This window comes from Bradyrhizobium sp. USDA 4503 (genome assembly GCF_054055815.1).
This window is the reverse complement of sequence record NZ_JBSRXS010000001.1, coordinates 4,624,354-4,648,051: the sequence shown is the minus strand read 5'-3', so window position 1 is coordinate 4,648,051 and position 23,698 is coordinate 4,624,354. Positions and strand designations below refer to the sequence as shown.

Genomic DNA, 23,698 nt, shown 5'->3' with positions numbered 1-23,698 from the left:
CCCCCAAGTTAGGCTTAACTAACTGGGCGACTGTGGCAAAAGATAGCCCTGCTCCCCGGCCGAGACCCGAAATGGTTAACGTAAACGATCTCGCCTTTTGAGCGAGATCGTTGATTTTGCTTCAAAATTTATCCGAATCGGGCGGAAATGCAGATTAGCGGGTGATCACCCGGCGCTGCTGCTGGGCCTGCCCGCGACGGATCGGCTGCGGCTCCGGCTGTCCGAATCCTCCGAACAGGCGCTCGAAGAAGTTTGGTCCGGAGGAGCCAAAGCCGTTGTCGCCGGCGACATTGACGCCGGCGGGCAGGCTGCTGCTCGGCGGACGCGAGTAGCTCGGCTGGGCGTGCGCCACCACCGTCTCGAGATCCTTGCCGCGGTTGTTCCTGAGCAGCGACAGCATGCTGGCATCGCGGCCGTAAACGTCCCTGCGCAATTGCAGCTTGCCGGCATCGTCCACGAACGCGGTCTGGTAGGTGATGTTCACCGGGATCGGCGTCGGGAATTTCAGGTCGACCTCGCTCGAACCGTACATGCTGCGGATCCGCTCCGGCGTGTAGTGCTGGTTCGGCTCGGTAATGTTGAGCAGGACGGCGGCGTACTGATCGGGATTCTGCACGCGCATGCAGCCGTGGCTGAAAGCGCGCTCGTCCTTCGCGAACAGGTACTTGTCCGGCGTGTCGTGCTGATAGACCAGGAACTTGTTCGGGAAGTTGAAGCGGATGCGGCCGAGCGCGTTGGCTTCACCCGGTGGCTGCGAGATATGAATCGAGCCGTCGCGGTTGCGCTCGAGCCTGAGGCCCATGCGCTGCAGCACCGTCGGATCCTGCTGCAGGGCCGGCAGATACTCGTTGTAGATGATCGACGGCGGCACGTTCCAGGTCGGATTGACCGTGATGTACTTCATCGTCTCGGTCAGAAGCGGCGTGGCATGCTGGCCGGGCTTCCCGGTGACGACGCGGGTGGTCCAGACCGGCGCGCCGTTCTGCATCACCTTCAGCGTGTAGTCCGGGATGTTGAGGATCACATAGGCATTGCCGACACTGGCGGCGCCGAGCTGGCGCGGCAGCCAGCGCCAGCGCTCCATGTTGACGATCACGGTATCGATCTGCCGGTCGCGCTTCGGATTGTTCAGCGCCTTCACCGTGCGCTCGTCGAGAACGCCGGTCGGCTTGAGGTCGACGCTGCTCTGGAATTTCTCCACCGCCCGCGCGACCGTCGCGTCATACTTGGTGCTGTCGGCATCCTCGGTGATGCCGAGCTTGTTGCGCAGGTCCGGCACGCGCGGATCGTCCATCTCGACCGCGGCCTGCTTCTTGCGCGCCGGCAAATATTTCAGCGTCGGACCGTCCGCGATCGTGATGACCGGACCGTCGCCCTGGCCGCGCAACTCGGCGAGCTTCTTCTTCAGCTCCTTGTAGAGCTTCTGCGGCGGGTTGTAGCCGTCGAGCGCGGCGGAGGCGTCCTTGGCGGAGGTCACATTGGCGAACACTTCCGCCGGATCGATCGGGTGCTCCGGATAGAGAATGTCCGCCGACACCTGCGACCAGTGCATGCGGCCGCTCTGGGCCTGGCGGGCGTAGTCCAGCATGCTGGCGGCGAGCTTCAGCTCGGCGTCGGCCAGCGCGTCCGGCGAGGTCGCCGCGGCGAAATCCGGCACCGGATAGTCTGATGCATCGAGGCCGTCGGCGGCCGCGTCCTTCAGGCGGGCGATGACGCCCTTGCCGGCGTCGGTCAGCTTGCCGGCTTTGGTGAACACCGGCGCGTATTCGCGAGCCGAATAGAACTTCTCGGCCGCTGCGCGCTCGTTCTTGCGGTCAAAGCTACGCAGCGACTTGCTGGCGAGCAGTTCGCGCAGCTTGTCGGCAACCGGCTGATCCTCGGCAGCAACGTTGCTTGCCGCCTTCGCCGGTTCGCCCGCCGGCGCTGCGGCGGTCGCGGGAGCAGGAGCTGTGGTCGGCGCCGCTGCCGTTGCAGGCGCGGGGCTTGCGGCAGGCGCGGTGGCCGTTGCAGGGGCGGGGGTGGCCGCCGCCGGCGCGACGGCGGTATCGGTCTTTGGCGCGTCGGCGGGCTTCGTCGCCGGCGCGGTTACGGCATCGGCGGGCTTCGGCTCGACGGCCTTTGCAGTCGCGCTCGGCTCTGCCGGCTTGGCGTCGACCGGCTTTGTCTCAGCAGGCTTGGCTTCGGTGGCGTGCACATCCGCTGGCTTCACGTCGGCCGGCTTGGCTGCATCGGGCAGCGCGGCGGTGGTGTCGGCCTTGAAATCGCTTGCGGTGGGGGGCGGCACGTTGGCCGGTTCGGGGCGCGGGATCGCCGCGTCGATCGCGAGTTCCGAGGCGCTGGAGTGCGGCGTGTCCTGCGCGAAGGCCGCGGTCGCGGACACCGTGAGGAAGGTTGCCGCGACGGCCATCAATACGCGGTCAAATCCTCGACGGTTGTTCGAACAGTCACGCATCGTCACACCCCCTGGGTGAAACTGCCCCTCATCAAGCTGGAACAGTTCAAATCAGAATTTGGTTTCATAGCTTGCGCGAAGCGCCGGCCTCTCGATCGACTCGCACGCCTGCACACAACGAACGCAGACGATACCTTTGCCCCTCTCATGCAGCCAGCGCCATGCGGGGCAACTCACGACAAACTGACCTCGAAGCAGCTGATTTCACTCCGGGCTGTGCGTTTTTGCCACGCGGCACAGCCTTTGTCTGTCACCGCCACGACACGGTTCAAAAGGTTCCCTGGTGCGGCCTGTCGGCCTCGAGAGCTAAGTGGCGTCGCTTGCGCGCGCGCCGGCCGCAGCTTCGTCGAGCTTGCGATAGAGCGTCGAGCGGCCGATCTTGAGGCGGCGCGCGACCTCCGACATCTGTCCGCGATAATGCGAAATCGCGAAGCGGATGATCTCGTTCTCGAGATCTTCTAAAGGGCGCACCTCGCCCGCGGCATTGAGCATGGAAAGGCCGCCGGCGGTTGGCAGGGAGGCGACAACCGGTATTTCATTACCGGAAATCATAGCGGGGGCCGTGGAAGGCGACACCACCAGCGGCTCGCCCTGCAGCGATTTGCCATCCGGCGCCGGATGCGCCGTTCCTTGCGGGAAATCGGCGAGCCCGAGCTGGTCGCCGTCGCTCATCACCACGGCGCGATACACGGTGTTCTCGAGCTGGCGGATGTTGCCCGGCCAGTCGAGCTGCGAGAGGTGAGCCATCGCCTCGCCGCTGATGCCGGTGATGTTGCGGTTCTCCTCGGCGCAGAACCGCGCCAGGAAATGCCGCAGCAGATGCGGGATGTCTTCGCGCCGCTGCCGCAGCGCCGGAATGGTCAGCGGCAGCACGTGCAGGCGATAGAACAGGTCCTCGCGGAACTGGCCGCCTTTCACGAGATCGAGCAGCTTGCGGTTGGTCGCCGAGATGATGCGAACATCGACCTTGACCGGCTTGCGGCCGCCGACCGCCTCGACGGTGCCTTCCTGCAGCGCGCGCAGCAATTTCACCTGCGTGGCCAGCGGCAATTCGCCGACCTCGTCGAGGAACAGCGTGCCGCCATGCGCTTCGACGAACTTGCCCTGATGGCGCTCGGTGGCGCCGGTGAAGGCGCCCTTCTCGTGGCCGAACAGGATCGATTCGACGAGATTGTCCGGGATCGCGCCGCAATTCACCGCAACGAACGGCCTGGCCTTGCGCTCGCTGCTGCCGTGAATGGCGCGCGCGAACAGTTCCTTGCCGACGCCGGATTCGCCCTCGATCAGCACCGGGATCGTCGAGGACGCGGCCTTTTGCGCGGTGCGCAGCACCCCGGCCATCGCCTCGCTGCGGGTGATGATGTCGGAGAAGGTCAGCCGGCCCTCGCGGCTGTGGCGGATCCGCTGCAATTCGCCCTTCAGCGCCGAGGCGTTGAGGGCGTTGCGCAGGGAAACCTGCAGCCGCTCGAAGCCGACCGGCTTGACGACGAAATCCTGGGCACCGGCGCGCATCGCCGACACGACATTGTCGATGCCGCCATGCGCGGTCTGCACGATGACCGGGACGGTCAAACCAGCTTCACGAATTTTTGCGAGGACTCCGAGACCGTCGAGGCCCGGCATCACGAGGTCGAGCACGACGGCGTCAATCGCCTGCGTCTCGGATGCGGTCAGGGCCGCGATCGCCGCGTCGCCACTGTCCACGACGAGGGGCTCATAGCCGCACTTCTGCACCATGTTTTCAACCAAACGGCGCTGTACTGCGTCGTCATCGGCGATCAAAATGGTGGCAGCCATGGTTTTCCCCGCACGCTACGTTTATTTGTCTCGAATCGGGGCAATGTCGCCGATGCCGATTAACGCACTCTTAAATGTTGCAAACCCGCATTCATTCCGCCGCCGCCGACATCTTTCCGACTGAAGTAAGGTTACGAACAAGATGACCTCGCGCTCCAAAACTGCATCCAACAAGTCTGCCCTCAGCAAGGCCGCTCTTCGCAAGGAAGCCGCGTTGCGCAAAACGGCCGCGCAACGCAAATCGTCCGCAGGCGGTCCGGCGGCGAAAAAGGCAGCCAGCAAGACCGGCAAGCTTCCGGAATGGAATCTGGCAGATCTCTACTCCGGTATCGATGCGCCTGAGGTCGCACGCGACTTGCAGAAAATGGACGCAGATTGCGTCGCGTTTGAGACCGACTACAAGGGCAAGCTTGCCGAAAATACCGCCAAGGAAGGCGGCGGAAGGTGGCTGGCCGAGGCGATCAGGCGCTATGAGGCGATCGACGATTTGGCTGGCCGTCTCGGCTCTTACGCCGGCCTGGTCCATGCCGGCGACAGCGTCGATCCCGCGATCTCGAAATTCTACGGCGATGTCTCCGAGCGGCTGACCGCCGCGTCGGTGCATCTGTTGTTCTTCTCGCTCGAACTCAATCGCGTCGACGATGATGTGATCGAGCGCGCGATGGCCGAACCCGAGCTCGGCCATTACCGGCCGTGGATCGAGGATCTGCGCAAGGACAAGCCGTACCAGCTCGAGGATCGCGTCGAGCAGCTGTTCCACGAAAAGGCGCAAAGCGGCTACGCGGCCTGGAACCGGCTGTTCGACCAGACCATCTCCGGTCTGCGTTTCAAGATTGGCGGCAAGGAGCTCGCGATCGAGCCGACGCTGAACCTGCTGCAGGACAAGGCGGGGGATAAGCGCAAAGCTGCCGCGCAGGCGCTCGCCAAGACCTTCAAGGACAATGAGCGCAGCTTCGCGCTGATCACCAACACGCTCGCCAAGGACAAGGAAATCTCCGACCGCTGGCGCGGCTTCCAGGATGTCGCGGACTCCCGCCATCTCAACAACCGCGTCGAGCGCGAGGTGGTCGATGCGCTGGTCGCCTCGGTGCGCGCGGCCTATCCGAAGCTGTCGCACCGCTATTACGCGCTGAAGGCCGGCTGGTTCAAAAAGAAGAAGCTGCCGCACTGGGACCGTAACGCCCCGCTGCCGTTCGCGGCGACCGGCACCATCGCCTGGCCCGAGGCGCGCAACATGGTGCTGTCGGCCTATAGCGGCTTCTCGCCCAAGATGGCCGAGATCGCGGAGCGCTTCTTCAGCGATCGCTGGATCGATGCGCCGGTCCGTCCCGGCAAGGCGCCCGGTGCGTTCTCGCATCCGACCACGCCGTCGGCGCATCCCTATGTGCTGATGAACTATCAGGGCAAGCCGCGCGACGTGATGACGCTGGCGCACGAGCTCGGTCATGGCGTCCATCAGGTGCTGGCGGCGAAGAACGGCGCGCTGATGGCGCCGACGCCGCTGACGCTGGCGGAAACCGCAAGCGTGTTCGGCGAGATGCTGACCTTCAAGCGGCTATTGTCCCAGACCAGGAACGCCAAGCAGCGCCAGGCGCTGCTCGCGGGCAAGGTCGAGGACATGATCAATACCGTGGTGCGGCAGATCGCGTTCTATTCATTCGAGCGCGCGGTTCATACGGAGCGCAAGAACGGCGAACTCACCCCCGAGCGGATCGGCCAGATCTGGCTCAGCGTGCAGGGCGAGAGCCTGGGGCCGGCGATCGAGATCAAGCCGGGCTACGAGACGTTCTGGATGTACATTCCGCACTTCATCCACTCGCCGTTCTACGTCTATGCCTATGCGTTCGGCGATTGCCTCGTGAACTCGCTCTATGCGGTCTACGAGCACGCGTCCGAAGGCTTTGCGGAGCGCTATCTCGACATGCTCGCCGCCGGCGGCACCAAGCACTACTCCGAGCTGCTGCGGCCGTTCGGGCTCGATGCCAAGGACCCGAAATTCTGGGACGGCGGCCTGTCCGTCATCGCCGGCATGATCGACGAGCTGGAGGCGATGGGCTGAGGCCCATCGGCGTTCCGGCCGGGCCGGGCGGCAGCCGGTCCCGTGCCAGTTTCGTTCGGCGTTTTTTGCGCCTGGCGGCATGATCGTTCCATGATGCCTGCGTTTGGGAGGCCAATCCTGCCGAGGGGCTGCCGCGGCGTCGTCGCTCGAACGTGGATCGGGGACGATTTGCGCTTCAAATCGCCCGATCGGGACCGCGCCGTTGCCCTGCCTATCCGTTTGCGGTAATGGCTCGCGGAGGAACGCGAATTTCTGACTGGGGACAGCGATGGCAGACCATAGCGAAGTGGCCTACACGACCGCCGACGGCAACGATTACGTGGCGCATGAGCAGACCTATGAAGGGTTTCTCATGCTGGTCAAATGGGGCACCATCAGCGTCGCCATCATTCTCGCCTTGATGGCCTATTTCCTGGTCTGATCCTTAGATCGGCTAGCGGCGCCGCCGTCCCGCGGCGGTGCCGGAATTGCTGTCGAAACCCGGATGTAAAAACCGGGTATCCAAATCTGGCGAAAATAACGCTAGTTTGAAGACGCGTGCGCCGCTCGCGCCGCCGGAGGGCCCATGAAGATTGCCGTTGCCAAGGAAATTGATCCGTCCGAGCCGCGGGTTGCGGCCTCGCCCGATACCGTGAAGAAGTTCAGGGCACTCGGCGCCGAGGTCGCGGTCGAGCCGGGCGCGGGCATCAAGTCGGGCCTTCCCGATTCGGAGTTCACCGCGGTTGGCGCCACCGTCAGCGCGGACGCGCTCAAGGACGCCGACATCATCATCAAGGTGAAGCGGCCGGAAGCCTCCGAACTTTCCAAATACAAGCGCGGCGCGCTGGTCATCGCGATCATGGATCCCTACGGCAACGAGGCCGCCCTGAAGGCGATGGCCGATGCCGGCGTGTCCGCCTTCGCGATGGAATTGATGCCGCGCATCACCCGCGCGCAGGTGATGGACGTCTTGTCCTCGCAGGCCAACCTGGCGGGCTACCGCGCCGTGATCGAGGGCGCCGAGGCCTTTGGCCGCGCCTTCCCGATGATGATGACCGCCGCCGGCACCGTTCCGGCCGCCAAGGTGTTCGTGATGGGCGTTGGCGTCGCCGGCCTGCAGGCGATCGCGACCGCGCGGCGGCTCGGGGCCGTCGTCACCGCGACCGACGTGCGCCCGGCCACCAAGGAACAGGTCGAATCGCTCGGCGCGAAATTCCTCGCCGTCGAGGACGAGGAATTCAAGAACGCGCAGACCGCCGGCGGCTACGCCAAGGAAATGTCCAAGGAGTACCAGGCCAAGCAGGCCGCGCTGACCGCTGAGCACATCAAGAAGCAGGACATCGTGATCACGACCGCGCTGATCCCCGGCCGTCCGGCACCAATGCTCGTCACCGGCGAGATGGTGAAATCGATGAAGCCCGGCTCGGTGCTGGTCGATCTCGCGGTCGAGCGCGGCGGCAATGTCGAGGGCGCGAGGCCCGGCGAAGTGGTCGAGACCGATGGCATCAAGATCGTCGGCTACACCAATGTCGCAGGCCGTGTTGCGGCGTCGGCCTCGGGGCTCTACGCGCGCAACCTGTTCTCGTTCATCGAGACGATGGTCGACAAGGCCAACAAGGCGCTCGCGGTCAATTGGGACGACGAACTGGTGAAGGCCACCGCGCTGACCAAGGACGGCGCCGTCATCCATCCCAACTTCCAGCCGAAGTAAGGAGAGAAGCCATGGAGCATCTCGCGCAGGCCGTCGATCCGTTCGTGTTCCGGCTGTCGATTTTCGTGCTCGCCGTGTTTGTCGGCTATTTCGTGGTGTGGTCGGTGACGCCGGCGCTGCATACGCCGCTGATGAGCGTGACCAACGCGATCTCGTCGGTGATCGTGGTCGGCGCGCTGCTTGCGGTCGGCGTCGGCATGGTCTCGAGCGGTTCGGGCTGGGCCCGCGGCTTCGGCTTCGTCGCGCTGATCTTCGCCTGCGTGAACATCTTCGGCGGCTTCCTGGTCACCCAGCGCATGCTCGCGATGTACAAGAAGAAAGCCAAGTGAGCGGCAATCACCTCGGGGTGATGAGGATTTTGGGGGACCTGAGATGAGCGCCAATCTCTCTGCACTGTTGTATCTCGTGGCGGGGGTGCTGTTCATCCTGTCGCTGCGCGGCCTGTCGAGCCCGGCGTCGTCGCGCCAGGGCAACATGTTCGGCATGATCGGCATGGCGATCGCCGTCGGCACCACGCTGGCGAGTCATCCGCCGGCCGACGGCGTGGCCTGGCTGCTGGTGATCCTCGCGGTCGCGATCGGCGGCGGCATCGGCGCCGTGATCGCGCGCCGGGTGCCGATGACCTCGATGCCCGAGCTGGTCGCCGCGTTCCACTCGCTGGTCGGCATGGCCGCGGTGCTGGTCGCCGCCGGTGCGTTCTATGCGCCCGAGGCGTTCGACATCGGCACGCCCGGCCACATCCATCCGCAGAGCCTGGTCGAGATGTCGCTCGGCGTCGCGATCGGCGCCCTGACCTTCACCGGCTCGGTGATCGCGTTCCTGAAGCTGTCGGCACGGATGAGCGGCGCGCCGATCATCCTGCCGTTCCGCCACGTCATCAACATCGTGCTGGCGCTGGCGCTGGTGTTCTTCATCGTCGGCCTCGTGATGAGCGGCAGCGCGCTCGACTTCTGGCTGATCACCATCATCGCGCTGGCGCTCGGCGTGCTGATGATCATCCCGATCGGCGGCGCCGACATGCCGGTCGTGATCTCGATGCTGAACTCGTACTCCGGCTGGGCCGCGGCCGGCATCGGCTTCACGCTCGGCAATTCGGCGCTGATCATCACCGGCGCGCTGGTCGGCTCCTCCGGCGCGATCCTGTCCTACATCATGTGCCACGCGATGAACCGCTCGTTCATCTCGGTGATCCTCGGCGGCTTCGGCGGCGAGACCGCCGCGGCCGGCGGCGGCTCGGGCGAGCAGAAGCCCGCCAAGCTCGGCTCGGCGGATGACGCCGCCTTCATCATGAAGAACGCCTCCAAGGTCATCATCGTGCCCGGCTACGGCATGGCGGTGGCGCAGGCCCAGCACGCGCTGCGCGAGATGGCCGACATCCTGAAGAAGGAAGGCGTCGAGGTGAAATACGCCATTCACCCGGTGGCGGGCCGCATGCCCGGCCACATGAACGTGCTGCTGGCCGAGGCCAACGTGCCCTATGACGAGGTGTTCGAGCTCGAGGACATCAACTCGGAGTTCGCCCAGGCCGACATCGCCTTCGTGATCGGCGCCAACGACGTCACCAACCCGGCGGCGGAAGAGGACAAGACCTCGCCGATCTACGGCATGCCGGTGCTGCAGGTCTGGAAGGCCGGCACCGTGATGTTCATCAAGCGCTCGCTCGCCTCGGGCTATGCCGGCATCGACAACCCGCTATTCTACCGCGACAACACCATGATGTTGCTCGGCGACGCCAAGAAGGTCACCGAGAACATCGTCAAGGCGATGTAAGGCGGTAGCGATGGCGCTGAACCGGGAGTGGCATCGAGCGCATCGCATGCCGCTCCAGGCGACGCGCGAGCAGCGCATCAAGTGGCACGTCGCGCATGCGGCGGCGTGCGTGTGCCGACCGGTCCCCGACAGCATCAAGGCGGACGTCGAGAAGCTGCTCAAGCTCCGCGGCAAGACATAGCCGCGGCCACCGCTGATGGCACTGGCACTCGCAATCCTGAAATGGTTCCTGATCGCCGCGGTCGTCGTCTATCTCGGCGGGCTCGCGGTGCTCTACGTCAAGCAGCGCGAGCTGCTGTTTCCGATCCCGCCGGTCGGACGGACTGCGCCGGCAGCCGCGGGCCTTCCCGAAGCGGAAGAGCATGTCCTGACCACGGGCGACGGCGAGAAGGTCATCGTCTGGCACGTGCCGGCGAAGCCGGGCCGGCCCGTCGCGCTGTTCTTTCATGGCAATGGCGATTTCCTTGCCGGGCGCGTGGCGCGCTTCAAGGCCATCACGGCCGACGGCACCGGGCTGGTGGCGCTGTCCTTTCGGGGTTACGCAGGGTCGAGCGGGTCTCCGAGCGAGCAAGGACTGCTGCAGGACGCCGCGGCGGCCTACGCCTTCACCACCGCGCGCTACCGCGCCGAGCAGATCGTGGCCTGGGGATTCTCGCTCGGCAGCGGCGTTGCGGTCGCGCTCGCCGCCGAACATCCGCTCGGCAAGCTGATCCTCGAGGCGCCGTATACGTCGACGGCCGACGTCGCCGGCGCGCATTTCTGGTATGTGCCGGTCACCCTCCTGATGCGCGATCAATTCCACTCCGACCGGCTCATCGCGCAGGTCAAGGCGCCGCTCCTGATCATGCATGGCACCGACGATCCGGTGATCCCGATTCGCTTCGGCGAGCGCCTGTTCGATCTCGCCCATGAGCCCAAGCAATTCGTGCGACTGCCCGGTGGCGGGCACGACAATCTCGACGATTTCGGTGCGATGGCGACGGCGCGGCGGTTTATCGGCGCCGCAAGAGGCTGACGGCGGCGATTGTCTGTCGCATAATCGCGCCACCGAAGTGAGGGGACCCCACGATGAGTGCACACGGACCGATGCCGCGGTCGGCCTGGCTGTATCCCGTTCTGGCGGTGCTGTTGTTTGCCGCGGTCACGGCCACCGGTTACAGCTTCGCGCCATCGGCCGGGGGCTGGGTGTTTGCGGCGGTGCTGCTGGTCATTCTGTTCGGCACCGTGTTCGCGGCGGTCCACCATGCCGAGATGATAGCCGAGCGGATCGGCGAGCCGTTCGGCACATTGCTGCTGACGCTCGCGGTGACGATCATCGAGGTGGCGCTGATCTCGACCATCATGCTGGGCGAAACGCCGGCGCCGACCCTGGCCCGCGACACGGTGTTTGCGGTGGTGATGATCGTCTGCAACGGTCTGGTCGGGCTCTGCATCTTCATCGGCGGCCTGCGCTACAAGGAGCAGGATTTCCAGATCACCGGGGCGAACCTTTACCTCAGCGTGCTGTTCGTGCTCGCGACCATCACGCTCGATATGCCCAATTTCACGCTGACCTCTCCGGGCCCGGTGTTTTCCACGGCCCAGCTCGCCGTGGTCAGCATAGTGACCGTGCTGCTCTATGCGGTGTTCCTCTACACCCAGACCATCCGTCACCGCGATTATTTCGTCAGCGGCGCCAATGAGGCAGCGGCGCATGGCGAGGTGATGTCGGACCGCATGACGGCGATCAGCGTTGCACTGCTGCTGGTCTCGCTGCTGGCGGTGGTGCTGCTGGCGAAGAAATTCTCGCTGGTGGTCGATGTCGTTACCGTCAAGATCGGCGCGCCGCCGGCCTTTGCCGGCCTGGTGGTGGCGGCCCTGATCCTGTTGCCGGAGAGCGTTGCCGCTGTGTCGGCGGCGCGCAAGAACGACCTGCAGAAGAGCATCAACCTTGCGCTCGGCTCGTCGATCGCCACCATCGGGCTTACGGTTCCCGCGGTGGCCGTAGCCGCCTATGCGCTCGACAAGCAATTGGTGCTCGGGCTCAGCAACCAGCATATGCTGATCCTGCTGCTCACCTTCATGGTCAGCATGCTCACCTTCGGAACCGGCCGCACCAACATCCTGTTCGGGCTGGTTCACATGGTGGTGTTCGCCGTGTTCGTGTTCATGGTTTTCGTGCCGTAGAGCATGATCCGCTTAAAAAAAATTGGAGAAAATGACGATGCTCAGTGCCAAATCGGATGTGCAGGTGGATACGGCGGAAGTCCGGGTGACCGAATGGCGCCTCGCGCCGGGCAGCGCCACCGGCCACCACACCCATGAGATGGACTATGTCATCGTTCCGATCACGGCGGGCGAGATGACGATCGTGGCGCCGAACGGCGAGCGCTCGAAGGCGCAGCTCGGAGCCGGCAAATCCTATTTCCGCAAGGCCGGGGTCCAGCACGACGTGCTCAACGAGACGGCCAGCGAGATCGTGTTCCTCGAGGTCGAACTCAAGCCCTGACGCGGCGCGAGAACCAAGCAAGGAACCCTGCACCCGCCGAATGGCAGGTCCGAGCCGGTGCGGCTGTGGAAATTCATAACCCGTTAACGGCTGCGCGATGATCTAGCAGGCGGATGCGGCCTGCGCAGGGGACGCCTCCGGCTGAAACCAAAGCGACACCAAAGGTGACGTCGGAACGGGGGTTTGCCACCGATCCGACGCAGTTGATCCCTGAATGTGCCTCAAAGTTCCAGCATGTAATAGCGGGGTGGGGAGTGGCAGGTCATGCTGAGTTACCTGAAGAAATTCGTGATGGACATCTTACCCTCGGTGGCAGCGACCATCATCGGGGCGTACATCGTTAATCACTACATCGTGGCCAAGCCGGAAGCACCGGCAGCCGCAGCCTTGACCGCCGCAGTCGATCCCAAGGTAAATCCCAAGGCAGATCCGAAAGCCGCCGCCAAGCCCGCCACCGTCGTCAGCAGCCTCCCCGAAGCCGGCGTGAAGGCCAAGGGCATGTCCGAGCGCACGCTGATCGAGCGGTCGGCGTCCGAGAAGGCCACCGTCACCGAGAAGGCCACCGTCACCGAGAAGCCTGCCGAGAAATCGGCCGACCCCAAATCGGCCGATGTGAAGCCTGACGTGCCGGCCGATACCGCCAGCATCCTGGCCGACACCCGCCATCATCCGGCGGCGCCGAAGGCCGTCGCGAAGGTCGCGCCCGCCGCGCCGCAGCCGGCCGCGCCCGCGACGTCAGCCGCGCCGGTCGAGGCTGCTGTGACGCCCGAGGAAAGCCGCGACGCCAACGACCTCGCACGCGCCGCCATCGAGCGGCTGCGCAAGGAGCGTCCGCAGGAGGCGGCGCGGTCCCAGGATGCCACGCGCACCGATCTCGCCCGCCTGCCTGAGGCGCAGCGTCCGGCAGCCACGTCGGCGATCCGGCCGTTGCCGCCGCCGATCATGGTGTCGAGCCCGTCCACTGACAATGTCGATCAATCCTCGCAGCCGCGTCCGCCCTATGCCGCCGGCGGCCAGGATTCCAACCGGCTGACGCCGCCGGCCGACATTCCGGTCCCGGTGGTGCAGGCCCCGCTCGACCTGCGCGCCGAGGCGATCATGCCGGCGCAGAAGAACGAGCGCACGTCGGTGACCGACGACATGTTCTCCGGCATGAAGTCGATGTTCCACGCCGTCCTGCCGAAGTAGCCACAGCGCCGCTCGATCGTTTCTGACGGATTGCCTTCACGCCAAGGGCTAGCCGCCGGTGCGCGCCAGCCCGCTGCGCGCATTGCCGTCGCCTGGCCGCAGCGCGAGCGCGCGATTGTAGGACGCCGCCGCCTTGGCCTTGTCGCCGAGCCGCTCATAGGCCTGGCCGCGCGTGCTCCACGCCCCAACATTGCCGGGATCGGCCTGCACGGCCTCGTCGAGATCGCTGGCGGCCTGCTTGGCCTTGTCGAGCGCGAGGTAGCTGGTGGCACGGCCGACCAGGGGCTCGGCCCTCTGCGGCGACAGCCCGCTGGCTGCCGTGAAATCGTCGATCGCCTGCTGATGCTGTCCGCGGCCCTGATAGATCAGGGCGCGGCCGTAGAGCGCCTGGATGTTGTAAGGGTCGGCCGCCAGCGCCTGTTCGAACTCCGCCATCGCCTCGTCGAGCTTGCCGGAGCGCGCCAGCGCCTGCGCACGCGTGGTGTGATCCTTGGCGCTGTTGACGTCTTGCGGGGTGATGGTGTCGGCGGCGGGCTTGTCGGCGGTGGCAGCGGGCTTCGGCTTGTCGTCCGAGGAGCCCCATGAACCGAGGTCGAAGGAGCAGCCTGCGAGCGGCAGGCCGAGAAGCACTGCAATGATGACGAGATGCGGCGCGCAACGGCGCTGCGCCGGTCCTGGAAAGGGCGGGCGGGCTACCGGATCAGCCGTCATGCAAAATGCTCTTGCCGGTCGTTTTGCATGGGTACCCCGGAACGCGGCGTGCTTCAAAACGACAACGCGGGCCCGTGGCCCGCGCTGTTAGACTTCCATATCGGCAAAACGGTTCAGCGAGGGCCGCGACCGGCGCCTGCACCGCCCGGACGGCCGCCGCGGTCGCCACCGGGGCCAGCGCCGAACACCGGCTTCGGCTTCATCGGCAGCAGGCCTTCGCGCTGCAGCTTCTTGCGCGCCAGCTTGCGCGCGCGGCGCACGGCTTCGGCCTTTTCGCGAGCCTTCTTCTCAGACGGCTTTTCGTAGTGACCGCGGAGCTTCATCTCGCGGAAAATGCCCTCGCGCTGCATCTTCTTCTTCAGCGCCTTCAGGGCTTGGTCGACATTGTTATCGCGGACGAGAACCTGCACGCGGCATCCTCTTTTGAATTGATCGGTTCGGAATTCTGGCGAGGTGAAGGGACGGCAAAAGGCCTGCCTCTTAACCCTAGGCGCGCGCATGTATCAGACAAACGCGCAGATGTCCACCGGTCGAGTGACTTTCGGGCCTAGTAAAGCCACGAAATAGGACGAAAATGCCATTGTGCGGCCCTGATTTGGGTGGTTTGGCGCCCAGATGAGGGCCGCTCCCGGCGTTTTGGATAACCCGGACATTGGAAATAGGGGAGATGCGAGATGGAGATGAAGAAATACGCTGCCGAGGCCATCGGTACGTTCTGGCTCACATTCGCTGGTTGCGGCAGCGCGGTGATCGCGGCCGGCTTTCCGCAGGTCGGGATCGGCCTGGTCGGCGTGTCACTGGCCTTCGGGCTGAGCGTGGTGACCATGGCCTATGCGATCGGCCATATCTCGGGTTGCCACCTCAACCCGGCGGTGACGGTCGGGCTCGCCGCGGGTGGGCGTTTCCCGGGCGGCCAGGTGCTGCCCTACATCATCGCGCAGGTTGTGGGCGCAATCATCGCGGCCTGGCTGCTCTATGTGATCGCGAGCGGCGCGCCCGGCTTCGATGTCAGCAAGGGCTTTGCCTCCAACGGCTATGACGCGCACTCACCCGGCCAGTACAACATGGTGGTGTGCTTCATCACCGAGGTGGTGATGACCATGATGTTCCTGTTCATCATCATGGGATCGACCCATGGCAAGGCACCCGCCGGCTTCGCACCGCTCGCCATCGGCCTCGCGCTGGTGATGATCCATCTCGTCAGCATTCCCGTCACCAACACCTCGGTGAATCCGGCGCGCAGCACCGGGCCGGCGCTGTTCGTCGGCGGCTGGGCGCTGGGGCAGCTCTGGCTGTTCTGGGTCGCACCCCTGATCGGCGGTGCGCTCGGCGGCGTGATCTATCGCTGGCTCAGCGACGAGCCGACCGGCATCGTCGCCGGCGCGAAGACGGCGTGATCGGCGAGAGCGTTTTCGAGCGAAGTGGACGCCGGTTCGCGTGAAGAAAACGGGTAAACAAAAATCCAGAGCATCGGTTCTGATTCAATCAGAACCGTTGCTCTAATGGATCGTGGTTGCCACGATCCCATTTCCATCGATGCGACGAAGGCGGCTATCGGCCGCGTGTGGAATTATCCCTTGCGGGCCGGCGTCACTTCGGTGACGTGTCCCATCTTGCGGCCGGGGCGCGGCGTGCCCTTGCCGTACAGATGCACTGTGGCGCCGGGAACGGTGAGCCACTGCTCGTAGCTCAGGATGTCGTCGCCGATCAGGTTGGTCATGACGACGTCGCCGTGGCGCACCGGCTTGCCCAGCGGCCAGCCGGCGATCGCGCGGATGTGCTGCTCGAACTGTGAGATCGAGGCGCCGTCGAGCGTCCAGTGACCGGAATTGTGCACGCGCGGCGCGATCTCATTGACCAGCACCGTCGCCTTGCTGCCGTTGCCGGGCACCGCGAACATCTCCACCGCGAGCACGCCGACATAGTCGAGCGCCGAGGCGATCTCTTCGGCGATCGCGCGCGCCTGCGCGGCAAGCTCATCGGGGATCGCGGCCGGCGCGCGGGAAATTTTCAGGATGTGGTCGCGATGCTCGTTCTCGGTGACGTCGAAGCATTCGACTTCGCCGGACGCGGAGCGGGCCGCGATCACCGAGATCTCGCGCTCGAACGGCACGAAGGCCTCGAGGATGGCCGACTTGGTGCCGAGGTCCTCCCAGACCTGTTCGAGGTCATCGCCCTCGCGGATGATGGCCTGGCCCTTGCCGTCATAGCCGAAGCGGCGGGTCTTGATCACCGCGGGCAGGCCGATGCGTTCGATTGCCGTGCGCAGCGTGCCGACCGAGGACACGTCGGCGTAGTCGGCCGTGCCGATGCCGAGCTTGCTGATGAAATCCTTCTCGATCAGCCGGTCCTGCGTGGTCTCCAGGATCTTGTAGGCCGGCAGCACCGGGCGCCGCGCGGCGAGCACCATGGCGGTCGCGGCCGGGACATTCTCGAACTCATAGGTGACGACGTCGACATCGTTGGCGAACAGTTCGAGCGCCTCGACGTCGGCATATTCCGCGCAGGTCGCGTTCTGCACCACGTCGAACGCCGGGGAGTCCGGATCCGGCGAAAACACCTGGCAGCGGAGCCCGAGGCGCGCCGCGGCCATCGCCAGCATCCGGCCCAATTGTCCGCCGCCGAGGATTCCAATGGTGTCGCCCGGCTTCAGCTTCACTGCGTTCGAAGCCGTCACGCCGCGCCCTCCGGATGCTCGTTGACCGCGTCGGTCTGCTGCTTGCGCCAGGCCGCAAGGCGGGCCGACAGAGCCGGATCGTTGAGTGCGAGCACGCTCGCCGCGAGCAACGCGGCATTGATCGCGCCGGCCTTGCCGATTGCCAGCGTTCCGACCGGGACGCCGGCCGGCATCTGCACGATCGAATAGAGCGAATCGACGCCCGACAGAGCCTTCGACTCGACGGGAACCCCGAACACCGGAAGCTCCGTCAGCGCGGCCGTCATGCCCGGCAGATGGGCGGCGCCGCCGGCGCCGGCAATAATCACCTTGTGGCCGGCTGCCTTGGCGCCCTTGGCAAAGGCATAGAGCCGATCCGGGGTGCGGTGGGCCGAAACGATGCGCGTTTCGCAGGCCACGCCGAGCGCAGCCAGCGTCTCGGCGGCATGGCGCATGGTTTCCCAGTCGGACTGACTTCCCATGATGATGGCGATCGGAGCGGTCATCTCTTCAATTCTGTGCAGGAATCCAAAAGCATAGGCCGATTATAGGGACGGCCCGGGCGTCATCCAAGGCGTGGCAAGGGAGTTAGAATGGACTATCCTGTCTTGGTGAATCCCGGCAAGCCTTCATAAGCAGGCCTCAACAAGGATGCGCATGAAGAAGAAGACGACGTCGGCCGCCTCCGGGGCCGCGAAACGACGGAAAGGCGCGCCCGCCGCGCGCAAATCCAGGCCGGGCAAGACTGCAGCCAAGCGGGCTGGAACCAAACGGGCTGGAACCGGAGCTTCCACGCGAGGCGCGGTCGCATCCGGCGACAAATCGACCATCCGCAGCTTGCGGGCGCAGCTGGCGCGGGCGCAGGCCCGGATCGAGGAGCTGCAGGCCTCCGCCGAGACCGACTTCCTGCTCGACATCTTCAACCGGCGCGGATTCGAGCGCGAGCTCGCCCGTTCGCTCTCCTTCATCAAGCGTTATCAGGCCTCCGGTGCGCTGATCGTGCTCGACGTCGATCGCCTCAAGCCGATCAACGATGCCTTCGGCCACGCGGCGGGCGACGAGGTGCTGAAGGCGATCGTTGCCGCGATATCGGATCAGGTGCGCGCTTCCGATGTGATCGGCCGTCTCGGCGGTGACGAGTTCGCCGTGCTGCTGTGGAATCTCAGCGAGATCGATGCCCGCGCCAAGGCGGCTGCGCTGGAAGAGGCGATCGATCGGTTGACCTTCATGTTTCGTAACAGCCAGGTCACCGCAGGCGCCTCCGCGGGCGTTGCTATCCTTACCGCGCACTCGGATATCGATCGCGTGCTCGATGAGGCCGACCGTGCGATGTATGTGCGCAAGGCCCAGCGGCGCCACGAATCCCGAGAATTATAACGCGCTCAAATCCTCCGGCACATTTCCGTAAGCACGCAACAGCTTGGCATCGCCGAATTCGCCGATCGCAGGATCGCCGGTGCGGCTGAACGCGACGGCGCCGATGCTGCCGGGCATCCGCGACATGGTCTCCGCGCGGCGCAGCGCGACCGCCGAGCTCTGGCATTCCTCGGCATTGCCGGCGACCGGCGTGCCGTCATCATCCTGCATGAAGGGCAGTGCCACGTAATACGTTACATCGGCCATCGCTGTGCTCCCTGAAGATCAGGCCAAGGATCAGGCGGCATCGGTCGCCGCCCGGGTCTGCGCCGGCACGCAGCCGGCGGTGATCGCGGCCTGCAATTCCTCAAGCTCGGCTTCCAGATATTCGTTGGCCATGATCAGCGCCTTGATGGTGCTGCGCAGGTTGCCGTCGCACATCGCGATCGCCTGATCGCAGGCCTTCTCGTAGCGGCTGTTGTCGGGCAGGGAAGGCGGTGCGGACATGGCGAAACTCCCTCTGATGGCTGGCGGCTGGGCTGGCATGTTCTCTTTTTGTTCATGTGGAGTCAAGCGCCGGGAAACCGCCTTCCGTCCGTTGCCGCGAACGTGAAGCCGGCGAGGCGATGTGGATGACGGGGAAAACCGTCGCCCGGTCTGAACCGGAAGCGCCGAACCGCGAAGGCCCGCGCCGCGGCACGCGTCAGGCAATGATGTCGGGCGTGATCTGGTCTTCGATAAAGGCGATGCGATCGCGCAGTTGCAGCTTCCGCTTCTTCAAGCGCTGCAGCATCAAGAGATCCGGCGCCGGCGACTGATGCAGCGCGTCGATCGCGGCATCGAGGTCGCGGTGCTCTTGTTGCAGCCGCGCGAGTTCGGCGATTAGTTCGCGCTCATCCTGATCGTTCATGGTTGTGTATTAACTGATAAGCACGATAAGGTTGTTGCGGCTGAAGTCGCCGCTCGCCGGAATATCCTCCTTGAACGCGCGCCGCGCAAGCCGGACCGGTTCCATAGTCACGATTGGTTACAGATAAACCGAAATGAGTGCGTGCGGCATTTCGCGTCCCCCATCGACAGCGCCGTCCACTCGTGTACACTCGGCGGTCCGGATCGAACCTGAGGTTTAACGCACCGAGGAGTGTTCGCAATGGCAATACAGGCCCATCTCATTGAGCTGGAGCGTAAACACAAAATACTCGAGAACGAACTGCACGAAGCGCTCGTTCACCCCTCTGTAGACGACCTGCATATTTGCGAGCTGAAGCGCCGCAAGTTGATGGTCAAGGATCAAATCGAGCGGTTGAGACTGTCCGCCGACGACACGGTCCACTAGACCGCCCCCCTGCAAATTAGCAAATAGCCTGGCCTTTCACCGAGGGATGAACGCCCAAGCGCGCGCGCATCCCCCGGGAGGCCTTACTGTATTTGCTCAGAGTTCCGCCAACGCGCCGACATGGTCGGCGACCGCGAGGGACGATGTCAGTCCGGGCGATTCAATCCCGAACAGGTTGATCAGGCCCGCGACGCCATGATCGGCCGGCGCCTGGATCAGGAAATCCTGGGTCGCCACCGCCGGCGGCACGATCTTGGGGCGGATTCCCGAATAGCTCGGCATCAGCGCGCCGTCCGGCAGGGCCGGCCAGTATTTCCGGATCGCCGGATAGAACCGCTCGGCCCGATCAGGGTCGACCGCGTAATCGATGTGATCGATCCATTGGACGTCGGGCCCGAATCTCGCCTGGCCGGCCATGTCGAGCGTCAGGTGCACGCCGAGCCCGCCGGGTTCCGGCACCGGGTAGATCAGCCGCGAGAACGGCGCCCTGGCGCTGCAGCTGAAGTAATTGCCCTTGGCCAAATAGGCCGTTGGAATCAATTCGATCGGCATGCCCTCGACGTTGCGCGCGACTGCCGTCGCGCCGAGCCCGGCGGCATTGACCAGGAGATCGCAGGCCAGCGTTATCGGTGCGGCGCCGCCGGCCTCGATCTCGAACCCGTCGGCGGTGGCCCTGGCGTGGAGCAGCGGCGTATGGAAGGCGAACGCCGCCCCGGCCGCCTCGGCGTCACCGCGCAGCGCCAGCATGTAAGCATGGCTGTCGATGATCCCGGTCGAGGGCGACAGCAGCGCTGCGTCGCAATTCAGCGCCGGCTCCAGCGCGCGCGCCGCCTCGCCGGACAACAGCTGCATGTCGTCGACGCCGTTGGCCTCGGCATGCGCGCGGATCGACTGCAGCTTCTCGGTCTCCGCAGGCGTGGTGGCCACGATCAGCTTGCCGCAATTCTTGTGCGGGATGCCGTGCTCGGCGCAGTAGCGGTAGAGCGCCCGCTTGCCGCTGACGCACATCCGCGCCATCAGGCTGCCGGCGCGGTAGTAGATGCCGGCGTGGATCACCTCGCTGTTTCGCGACGAGGTCACCGTGCCGATCCCCTCGGCCTCCTCGAGCACAATCACTTCGCGGCCGGCCTGTGCCAGCCGCCGCGCCACGGCGAGGCCGATCACCCCCGCACCGACGATCACGCAATCAACCCTGTCCATCTCGTCCTTCAGGTCCGAAAATTTCCGCCCAGCCACGCCATGACCGTTGCCGCCAACATCGTTCAGCCGATCCGGCCGCCTTGGGCAAGTGCTTATTAGGCAAGTGCTTGGGCCATCTCAAATAGTTGGGAAGCCATGCCCTGTTAGTGGAGCATTAATCATGTCAGGGCAATTGCCATAAATTAAGTCAGCATTTTCCGGTTGCATCAGTACGCGTTTACCCGATCCAAACCGCCGGAGCCGGACACTCGCCCCGGAAATCCGCGGGTGATCGATGGTTGGCAGGAAGGTGCAGGCGGGCGGGAAGAATTCGATTCCGGCAAGGGCCGTGCTCTGCCTGATCGCCGCCGTCGCGCCGTGCGCTGCAGCTCGGGCCGGCACCGGTGCGTTCGCGCCGTCGAGCTATCTGGGCAGCCTCGATCCCGGCCTGGTCTGGGAGCTCCTGATCGGCAGCGTGGTGGTCGCGTCCTTTTTCGGCGCGGTCGGGCTGTGGATTCTCTCGGCGCTGCGCAAGGCCAAGCGCGCGCAATTGCGGCGCAACGCCTTCGTCTCGTCGGCACTCAACCATTTGAACCAGGGCGTGGTGATGACCGATGCGCAGGAGCGCATCGTGTTCTGCAACGACCGCTATCTCGACATCTACGGCCTGTCGCGCGCCGACATCAGGCGCAACATGACCGGCGTCGAGCTGCTGGAACTGCGCCGCGACCGCGGCGTGCTCGATCTCAGCGCCGAGGATTTCTTCGCCAGGGCCGCGGCGCCCGAGGGATTGGTTACCGAGCTGCCCGGCGGCAGGTCGGTGCTGGTGAAGTATTTTCCATTGCCGAACGGCGGCTCGGTCGCGACCCATCTCGATTGCACCGACCAGCGCAAGCTGTCGCGCAAGCTCGCCTCGACCACACAATTCCTGGAATCGGTGCTCGACAACGTTCCGGTCTGCGTCGCGGCCAAGAACATCGAGGACGGCCGCTACATCTTCGCCAACCGCGCATTCGAGCGCTTCTCGCGCTTCTCGCGCGATCACATCGTGGGCAAGCGCGCCGACGAGATCTTCCGCCCCGAGACCGCCGCCAGCATCGACACCGCCGACCGCGCGGCGTTGAGCGCGGCGGAAGGCTATCACCGCAGCGAATTCTTCGTCGAACGCGGTTCGGACAAGCGGATCCTCGCCTCCAACCGCGTGATCGCCCGCAACGAGGCCGGCGAGCCGGAATTCCTGATCGCGCTGTTCGAGGACGTCACCGATCGCCGCTCGCTGTCGCGCGAGCTCGAGAACAACAAGAAATTCCTCGAGCTCGTGGTCGACAACATCCCGGTCTCGCTGATCGTGCAGCGGGTCAGCGACGGCCGCTACCTCCTGGCCAACCGCAGCGCCGAGACGATCCTCAATCGCCGCCGCGAGGACGCCGCCGGCCTGACCGCGTCCGACATCTTCAATGCGCGTGAAGCCAAGCTGATCATCGCCCGCGACGAGGCCGCGATCAGGAAGCGCAGCATGATCGCCGAGGAGCATCCGATCTCGACCAAGGACGGCCTGCGGCTGTTCCTGACCCGCCGCATGACCGTGCTCGACGATGTCGGCGAGCCGCAATATCTGATCAAGACCCATGAGGACGTCACCGACCGGCGCCAGACCGAGTCGCGGATGGCGCACATGGCCTATCATGACGGCCTGACCGATCTGCCGAACCGCGCCGCCTTCCTGCAGGCGCTGACCCAGATGATCGAGGCCTGCGACGGCACCGACGAGGAGTTCGCCGTGCTCTGCGTCGATCTCGACGGGTTGAAGGAGATCAACGACGTCTACGGCCATGCTATGGGCGACAAGGTGCTGATCGAGGTCGCGCAGCGTTTGCAGGCCGTGGCGCGCGGCGGCGTGGTGGCGCGGCTGTCCGGCGACGAATTCGGCCTTATCATCGACGGCAAGCAGCCGGTCGCCGGCATCGCGCTGGCCGAGCAGGCCGCCGAGGCGCTCGGGCAGGATTTCCTGATCGACGGCAAGTCGGTGCGAACCGGCCTCACCACAGGGATCGCGGTGTTCCCGGACAACGGATCCGACGCGGCGTCGCTGCTGGCCAATTCCGGCGCGGCGCTGTTTCGCGCCAAGGCGAAGTCGCGCGGCACGATCTCGATCTTCGAACCGGAGATGGACCAGCAGATCCGCGATCGCCGCGTGCTGCACCAGGAGCTGTCGGTCGCGATCAAGAATGGCGAATTGTCGCTCTACTACCAGCCGCAGGCCGCCGCGGGCGGCAGCGTGGCGGCCAGCCAGATCATCGGCTTCGAGGCGCTGGCGCGCTGGCACCATCCGGTGCGCGGCTTCGTGCCGCCCGGCGACTTCATTCCGCTCGCGGAAGAAAGCGGCCTGATCGTCGAGATGGGCGAATGGATTCTGCGCGAAGCCTGCCGGGAGGCGGCCTCCTGGGCGATCCCGCTGCAGGTCGCGGTGAACCTGTCGCCGGCGCAATTCACCCATGGCGACCTCGTCGGCCTCGTGCATTCGATCCTGCTCGAGACCGGGCTCACGCCGGACCGGCTCGAGCTCGAAATCACCGAGGGCGTGCTGATCGAGGATTTCGACCGCGGCCTGTCGCTGCTGCGGCGGCTGAAGGCGCTCGGCGTCCGCATCTCGATGGACGATTTCGGCAGCGGCTATTCCTCGCTGAGCTACCTGCAGGCATTTCCGTTCGACAAGATCAAAATCGACCGTGCCTTCGTCATCAATCTCGGCCGCAACCCGCAATCGGCCGCGATCGTGCGCGCGGTGATCGATCTCGGCCACGGCCTTGAAATGTCGATCGTCGCCGAGGGCGTCGAGACCGAGGCGCAGCTCGACTTTCTCGCCGAAGAGGGCTGCGACGCGGTGCAGGGCTATCTGATCGGCAGGCCGGCCCCGATCGGTCAATTCGCCGCGCTGGTCGGCGGCGACCAGCTTGCCGAAACCGTGCGCAGAGCCGGGTAATTTGGCCTGAATCGCCCGGCCGGCTGTGCTTGC

24 protein-coding genes are annotated in these 23,698 nt (G+C 65.2%); 14 read left to right on the top strand and 10 right to left on the bottom strand.

What is annotated here, in order from left to right:
- Positions 1–154: 154 nt before the first annotated feature.
- Together ACVMIH_RS22520 and ACVMIH_RS22515 are read right to left on the bottom strand one after the other, a co-directional pair.
- Positions 155–2,452 carry a L,D-transpeptidase scaffold domain-containing protein gene (locus tag ACVMIH_RS22520; RefSeq protein ID WP_456863379.1) on the bottom strand — a complete coding sequence of 766 codons (2,298 nt, stop codon included), beginning with the start codon at positions 2,450–2,452 and terminating at the stop codon, positions 155–157.
- 306 nt (positions 2,453–2,758) lie between these two features.
- Positions 2,759–4,249, bottom strand: a complete 1,491-nt coding sequence (locus tag ACVMIH_RS22515; protein ID WP_316396090.1) for a sigma-54-dependent transcriptional regulator — start codon at positions 4,247–4,249, stop codon at positions 2,759–2,761.
- A gap of 142 nt (positions 4,250–4,391) precedes the next feature.
- On the opposite strand from ACVMIH_RS22515, the gene ACVMIH_RS22510 reads away from it, so the two are divergent.
- From ACVMIH_RS22510 to ACVMIH_RS22465, 10 genes are all read left to right on the top strand, one after another.
- A complete protein-coding gene (locus ACVMIH_RS22510; protein ID WP_456863377.1) occupies positions 4,392–6,308 on the top strand; it encodes a M3 family oligoendopeptidase in 1,917 nt (638 codons plus the stop codon).
- A 268-nt stretch (positions 6,309–6,576) separates the two neighbouring features.
- Positions 6,577–6,729 carry an aa3-type cytochrome c oxidase subunit IV gene (locus ACVMIH_RS22505; RefSeq protein WP_092080774.1) on the top strand — a complete coding sequence of 51 codons (153 nt, stop codon included), beginning with the start codon at positions 6,577–6,579 and terminating at the stop codon, positions 6,727–6,729.
- 144 nt (positions 6,730–6,873) lie between these two features.
- Positions 6,874–7,998 (top strand): Re/Si-specific NAD(P)(+) transhydrogenase subunit alpha, encoded by a 1,125-nt coding sequence (locus tag ACVMIH_RS22500; RefSeq protein WP_229192827.1) that lies wholly within the window; start codon positions 6,874–6,876, stop codon positions 7,996–7,998.
- An 11-nt stretch (positions 7,999–8,009) separates the two neighbouring features.
- On the top strand, positions 8,010–8,327 hold the full coding sequence (locus ACVMIH_RS22495; RefSeq protein ID WP_016841609.1) for a proton-translocating transhydrogenase family protein: 318 nt from the start codon (positions 8,010–8,012) through the stop codon (positions 8,325–8,327).
- Between the two features lie 43 nt (positions 8,328–8,370).
- Positions 8,371–9,768 carry an NAD(P)(+) transhydrogenase (Re/Si-specific) subunit beta gene (locus ACVMIH_RS22490; protein WP_028335992.1) on the top strand — a complete coding sequence of 466 codons (1,398 nt, stop codon included), beginning with the start codon at positions 8,371–8,373 and terminating at the stop codon, positions 9,766–9,768.
- A 10-nt stretch (positions 9,769–9,778) separates the two neighbouring features.
- The gene (locus ACVMIH_RS22485; protein WP_199805310.1) at positions 9,779–9,949 is read left to right on the top strand and encodes a hypothetical protein; all 171 of its coding nucleotides are present in this window, start codon (positions 9,779–9,781) and stop codon (positions 9,947–9,949) included.
- Between the two features lie 15 nt (positions 9,950–9,964).
- Positions 9,965–10,783: an alpha/beta hydrolase gene (locus ACVMIH_RS22480; protein ID WP_057019010.1), complete on the top strand. Its 819-nt coding sequence runs from the start codon at positions 9,965–9,967 to the stop codon at positions 10,781–10,783.
- A 53-nt stretch (positions 10,784–10,836) separates the two neighbouring features.
- The gene (locus ACVMIH_RS22475; RefSeq protein ID WP_057019011.1) at positions 10,837–11,934 is read left to right on the top strand and encodes a calcium:proton antiporter; all 1,098 of its coding nucleotides are present in this window, start codon (positions 10,837–10,839) and stop codon (positions 11,932–11,934) included.
- 37 nt (positions 11,935–11,971) lie between these two features.
- The gene (locus tag ACVMIH_RS22470) at positions 11,972–12,256 is read left to right on the top strand and encodes a cupin domain-containing protein (RefSeq protein ID WP_028340624.1); all 285 of its coding nucleotides are present in this window, start codon (positions 11,972–11,974) and stop codon (positions 12,254–12,256) included.
- A gap of 264 nt (positions 12,257–12,520) precedes the next feature.
- Complete coding sequence (locus ACVMIH_RS22465; protein ID WP_456863374.1) at positions 12,521–13,444, top strand: hypothetical protein; 924 nt, start codon at positions 12,521–12,523, stop codon at positions 13,442–13,444.
- Between the two features lie 48 nt (positions 13,445–13,492).
- Here the strand turns inward: ACVMIH_RS22465 and ACVMIH_RS22460 are convergent, their stop codons facing one another.
- Both ACVMIH_RS22460 and rpsU read right to left on the bottom strand, forming a co-directional pair.
- A complete protein-coding gene (locus tag ACVMIH_RS22460; protein ID WP_057019012.1) occupies positions 13,493–14,155 on the bottom strand; it encodes a tetratricopeptide repeat protein in 663 nt (220 codons plus the stop codon).
- A 113-nt stretch (positions 14,156–14,268) separates the two neighbouring features.
- Entirely contained in the window at positions 14,269–14,565 is a 297-nt protein-coding gene (gene rpsU / locus ACVMIH_RS22455) for a 30S ribosomal protein S21 (protein ID WP_021078544.1), read from the bottom strand.
- A 264-nt stretch (positions 14,566–14,829) separates the two neighbouring features.
- Between rpsU and aqpZ the strand changes: the two genes are divergently transcribed.
- Positions 14,830–15,552, top strand: coding sequence for an aquaporin Z (aqpZ, locus tag ACVMIH_RS22450; protein ID WP_057019013.1), 723 nt, complete (start codon positions 14,830–14,832; stop codon positions 15,550–15,552).
- A gap of 173 nt (positions 15,553–15,725) precedes the next feature.
- Here the strand turns inward: aqpZ and ACVMIH_RS22445 are convergent, their stop codons facing one another.
- Entirely contained in the window at positions 15,726–16,832 is a 1,107-nt protein-coding gene (locus ACVMIH_RS22445) for a 5-(carboxyamino)imidazole ribonucleotide synthase (RefSeq protein WP_168855438.1), read from the bottom strand.
- Entirely contained in the window at positions 16,829–17,317 is a 489-nt protein-coding gene (gene purE / locus ACVMIH_RS22440; RefSeq protein ID WP_028335999.1) for a 5-(carboxyamino)imidazole ribonucleotide mutase, read from the bottom strand. Before purE ends, ACVMIH_RS22445 begins: the two co-directional genes overlap by 4 nt.
- Positions 17,318–17,462: 145 nt before the next feature.
- On the opposite strand from purE, the gene ACVMIH_RS22435 reads away from it, so the two are divergent.
- On the top strand, positions 17,463–18,188 hold the full coding sequence (locus tag ACVMIH_RS22435) for a GGDEF domain-containing protein (RefSeq protein WP_057019015.1): 726 nt from the start codon (positions 17,463–17,465) through the stop codon (positions 18,186–18,188).
- Here the strand turns inward: ACVMIH_RS22435 and ACVMIH_RS22430 are convergent.
- The 3 genes from ACVMIH_RS22430 to ACVMIH_RS22420 form a co-directional block, all read right to left on the bottom strand.
- A complete protein-coding gene (locus ACVMIH_RS22430; protein WP_018268738.1) occupies positions 18,183–18,434 on the bottom strand; it encodes a hypothetical protein in 252 nt (83 codons plus the stop codon). The genes ACVMIH_RS22435 and ACVMIH_RS22430 overlap by 6 nt on opposite strands.
- Before the next feature lie 30 nt (positions 18,435–18,464).
- Entirely contained in the window at positions 18,465–18,674 is a 210-nt protein-coding gene (locus ACVMIH_RS22425; RefSeq protein ID WP_253588851.1) for a hypothetical protein, read from the bottom strand.
- Between the two features lie 196 nt (positions 18,675–18,870).
- Entirely contained in the window at positions 18,871–19,077 is a 207-nt protein-coding gene (locus ACVMIH_RS22420; RefSeq protein ID WP_016847372.1) for a YdcH family protein, read from the bottom strand.
- A 240-nt stretch (positions 19,078–19,317) separates the two neighbouring features.
- Between ACVMIH_RS22420 and ACVMIH_RS22415 the strand changes: the two genes are divergently transcribed.
- Positions 19,318–19,503 carry a YdcH family protein gene (locus ACVMIH_RS22415; protein WP_016847370.1) on the top strand — a complete coding sequence of 62 codons (186 nt, stop codon included), beginning with the start codon at positions 19,318–19,320 and terminating at the stop codon, positions 19,501–19,503.
- A gap of 96 nt (positions 19,504–19,599) precedes the next feature.
- Here the strand turns inward: ACVMIH_RS22415 and ACVMIH_RS22410 are convergent, their stop codons facing one another.
- Positions 19,600–20,703: an NAD(P)/FAD-dependent oxidoreductase gene (locus tag ACVMIH_RS22410; protein WP_456855278.1), complete on the bottom strand. Its 1,104-nt coding sequence runs from the start codon at positions 20,701–20,703 to the stop codon at positions 19,600–19,602.
- A gap of 274 nt (positions 20,704–20,977) precedes the next feature.
- On the opposite strand from ACVMIH_RS22410, the gene ACVMIH_RS22405 reads away from it, so the two are divergent.
- On the top strand, positions 20,978–23,665 hold the full coding sequence (locus ACVMIH_RS22405; RefSeq protein ID WP_456855279.1) for a sensor domain-containing protein: 2,688 nt from the start codon (positions 20,978–20,980) through the stop codon (positions 23,663–23,665).
- Positions 23,666–23,698 lie beyond the last annotated feature (33 nt).

Coding starts and splice junctions, on each gene's coding strand:
- ACVMIH_RS22520 (WP_456863379.1), bottom strand. CDS start 2,452: ATGCGTGACTGTTCGAACAACCGTCGAGGATTTGACCGCGTATTGATG.
- ACVMIH_RS22515 (WP_316396090.1), bottom strand. CDS start 4,249: ATGGCTGCCACCATTTTGATCGCCGATGACGACGCAGTACAGCGCCGT.
- ACVMIH_RS22510 (WP_456863377.1), top strand. CDS start 4,392: ATGACCTCGCGCTCCAAAACTGCATCCAACAAGTCTGCCCTCAGCAAG.
- ACVMIH_RS22505 (WP_092080774.1), top strand. CDS start 6,577: ATGGCAGACCATAGCGAAGTGGCCTACACGACCGCCGACGGCAACGAT.
- ACVMIH_RS22500 (WP_229192827.1), top strand. CDS start 6,874: ATGAAGATTGCCGTTGCCAAGGAAATTGATCCGTCCGAGCCGCGGGTT.
- ACVMIH_RS22495 (WP_016841609.1), top strand. CDS start 8,010: ATGGAGCATCTCGCGCAGGCCGTCGATCCGTTCGTGTTCCGGCTGTCG.
- ACVMIH_RS22490 (WP_028335992.1), top strand. CDS start 8,371: ATGAGCGCCAATCTCTCTGCACTGTTGTATCTCGTGGCGGGGGTGCTG.
- ACVMIH_RS22485 (WP_199805310.1), top strand. CDS start 9,779: ATGGCGCTGAACCGGGAGTGGCATCGAGCGCATCGCATGCCGCTCCAG.
- ACVMIH_RS22480 (WP_057019010.1), top strand. CDS start 9,965: ATGGCACTGGCACTCGCAATCCTGAAATGGTTCCTGATCGCCGCGGTC.
- ACVMIH_RS22475 (WP_057019011.1), top strand. CDS start 10,837: ATGAGTGCACACGGACCGATGCCGCGGTCGGCCTGGCTGTATCCCGTT.
- ACVMIH_RS22470 (WP_028340624.1), top strand. CDS start 11,972: ATGCTCAGTGCCAAATCGGATGTGCAGGTGGATACGGCGGAAGTCCGG.
- ACVMIH_RS22465 (WP_456863374.1), top strand. CDS start 12,521: ATGCTGAGTTACCTGAAGAAATTCGTGATGGACATCTTACCCTCGGTG.
- ACVMIH_RS22460 (WP_057019012.1), bottom strand. CDS start 14,155: ATGACGGCTGATCCGGTAGCCCGCCCGCCCTTTCCAGGACCGGCGCAG.
- aqpZ (WP_057019013.1), top strand. CDS start 14,830: ATGGAGATGAAGAAATACGCTGCCGAGGCCATCGGTACGTTCTGGCTC.
- purE (WP_028335999.1), bottom strand. CDS start 17,317: ATGACCGCTCCGATCGCCATCATCATGGGAAGTCAGTCCGACTGGGAA.
- ACVMIH_RS22435 (WP_057019015.1), top strand. CDS start 17,463: ATGCGCATGAAGAAGAAGACGACGTCGGCCGCCTCCGGGGCCGCGAAA.
- ACVMIH_RS22430 (WP_018268738.1), bottom strand. CDS start 18,434: ATGGCCGATGTAACGTATTACGTGGCACTGCCCTTCATGCAGGATGAT.
- ACVMIH_RS22425 (WP_253588851.1), bottom strand. CDS start 18,674: ATGTCCGCACCGCCTTCCCTGCCCGACAACAGCCGCTACGAGAAGGCC.
- ACVMIH_RS22420 (WP_016847372.1), bottom strand. CDS start 19,077: ATGAACGATCAGGATGAGCGCGAACTAATCGCCGAACTCGCGCGGCTG.
- ACVMIH_RS22415 (WP_016847370.1), top strand. CDS start 19,318: ATGGCAATACAGGCCCATCTCATTGAGCTGGAGCGTAAACACAAAATA.
- ACVMIH_RS22410 (WP_456855278.1), bottom strand. CDS start 20,703: ATGGACAGGGTTGATTGCGTGATCGTCGGTGCGGGGGTGATCGGCCTC.
- ACVMIH_RS22405 (WP_456855279.1), top strand. CDS start 20,978: ATGGTTGGCAGGAAGGTGCAGGCGGGCGGGAAGAATTCGATTCCGGCA.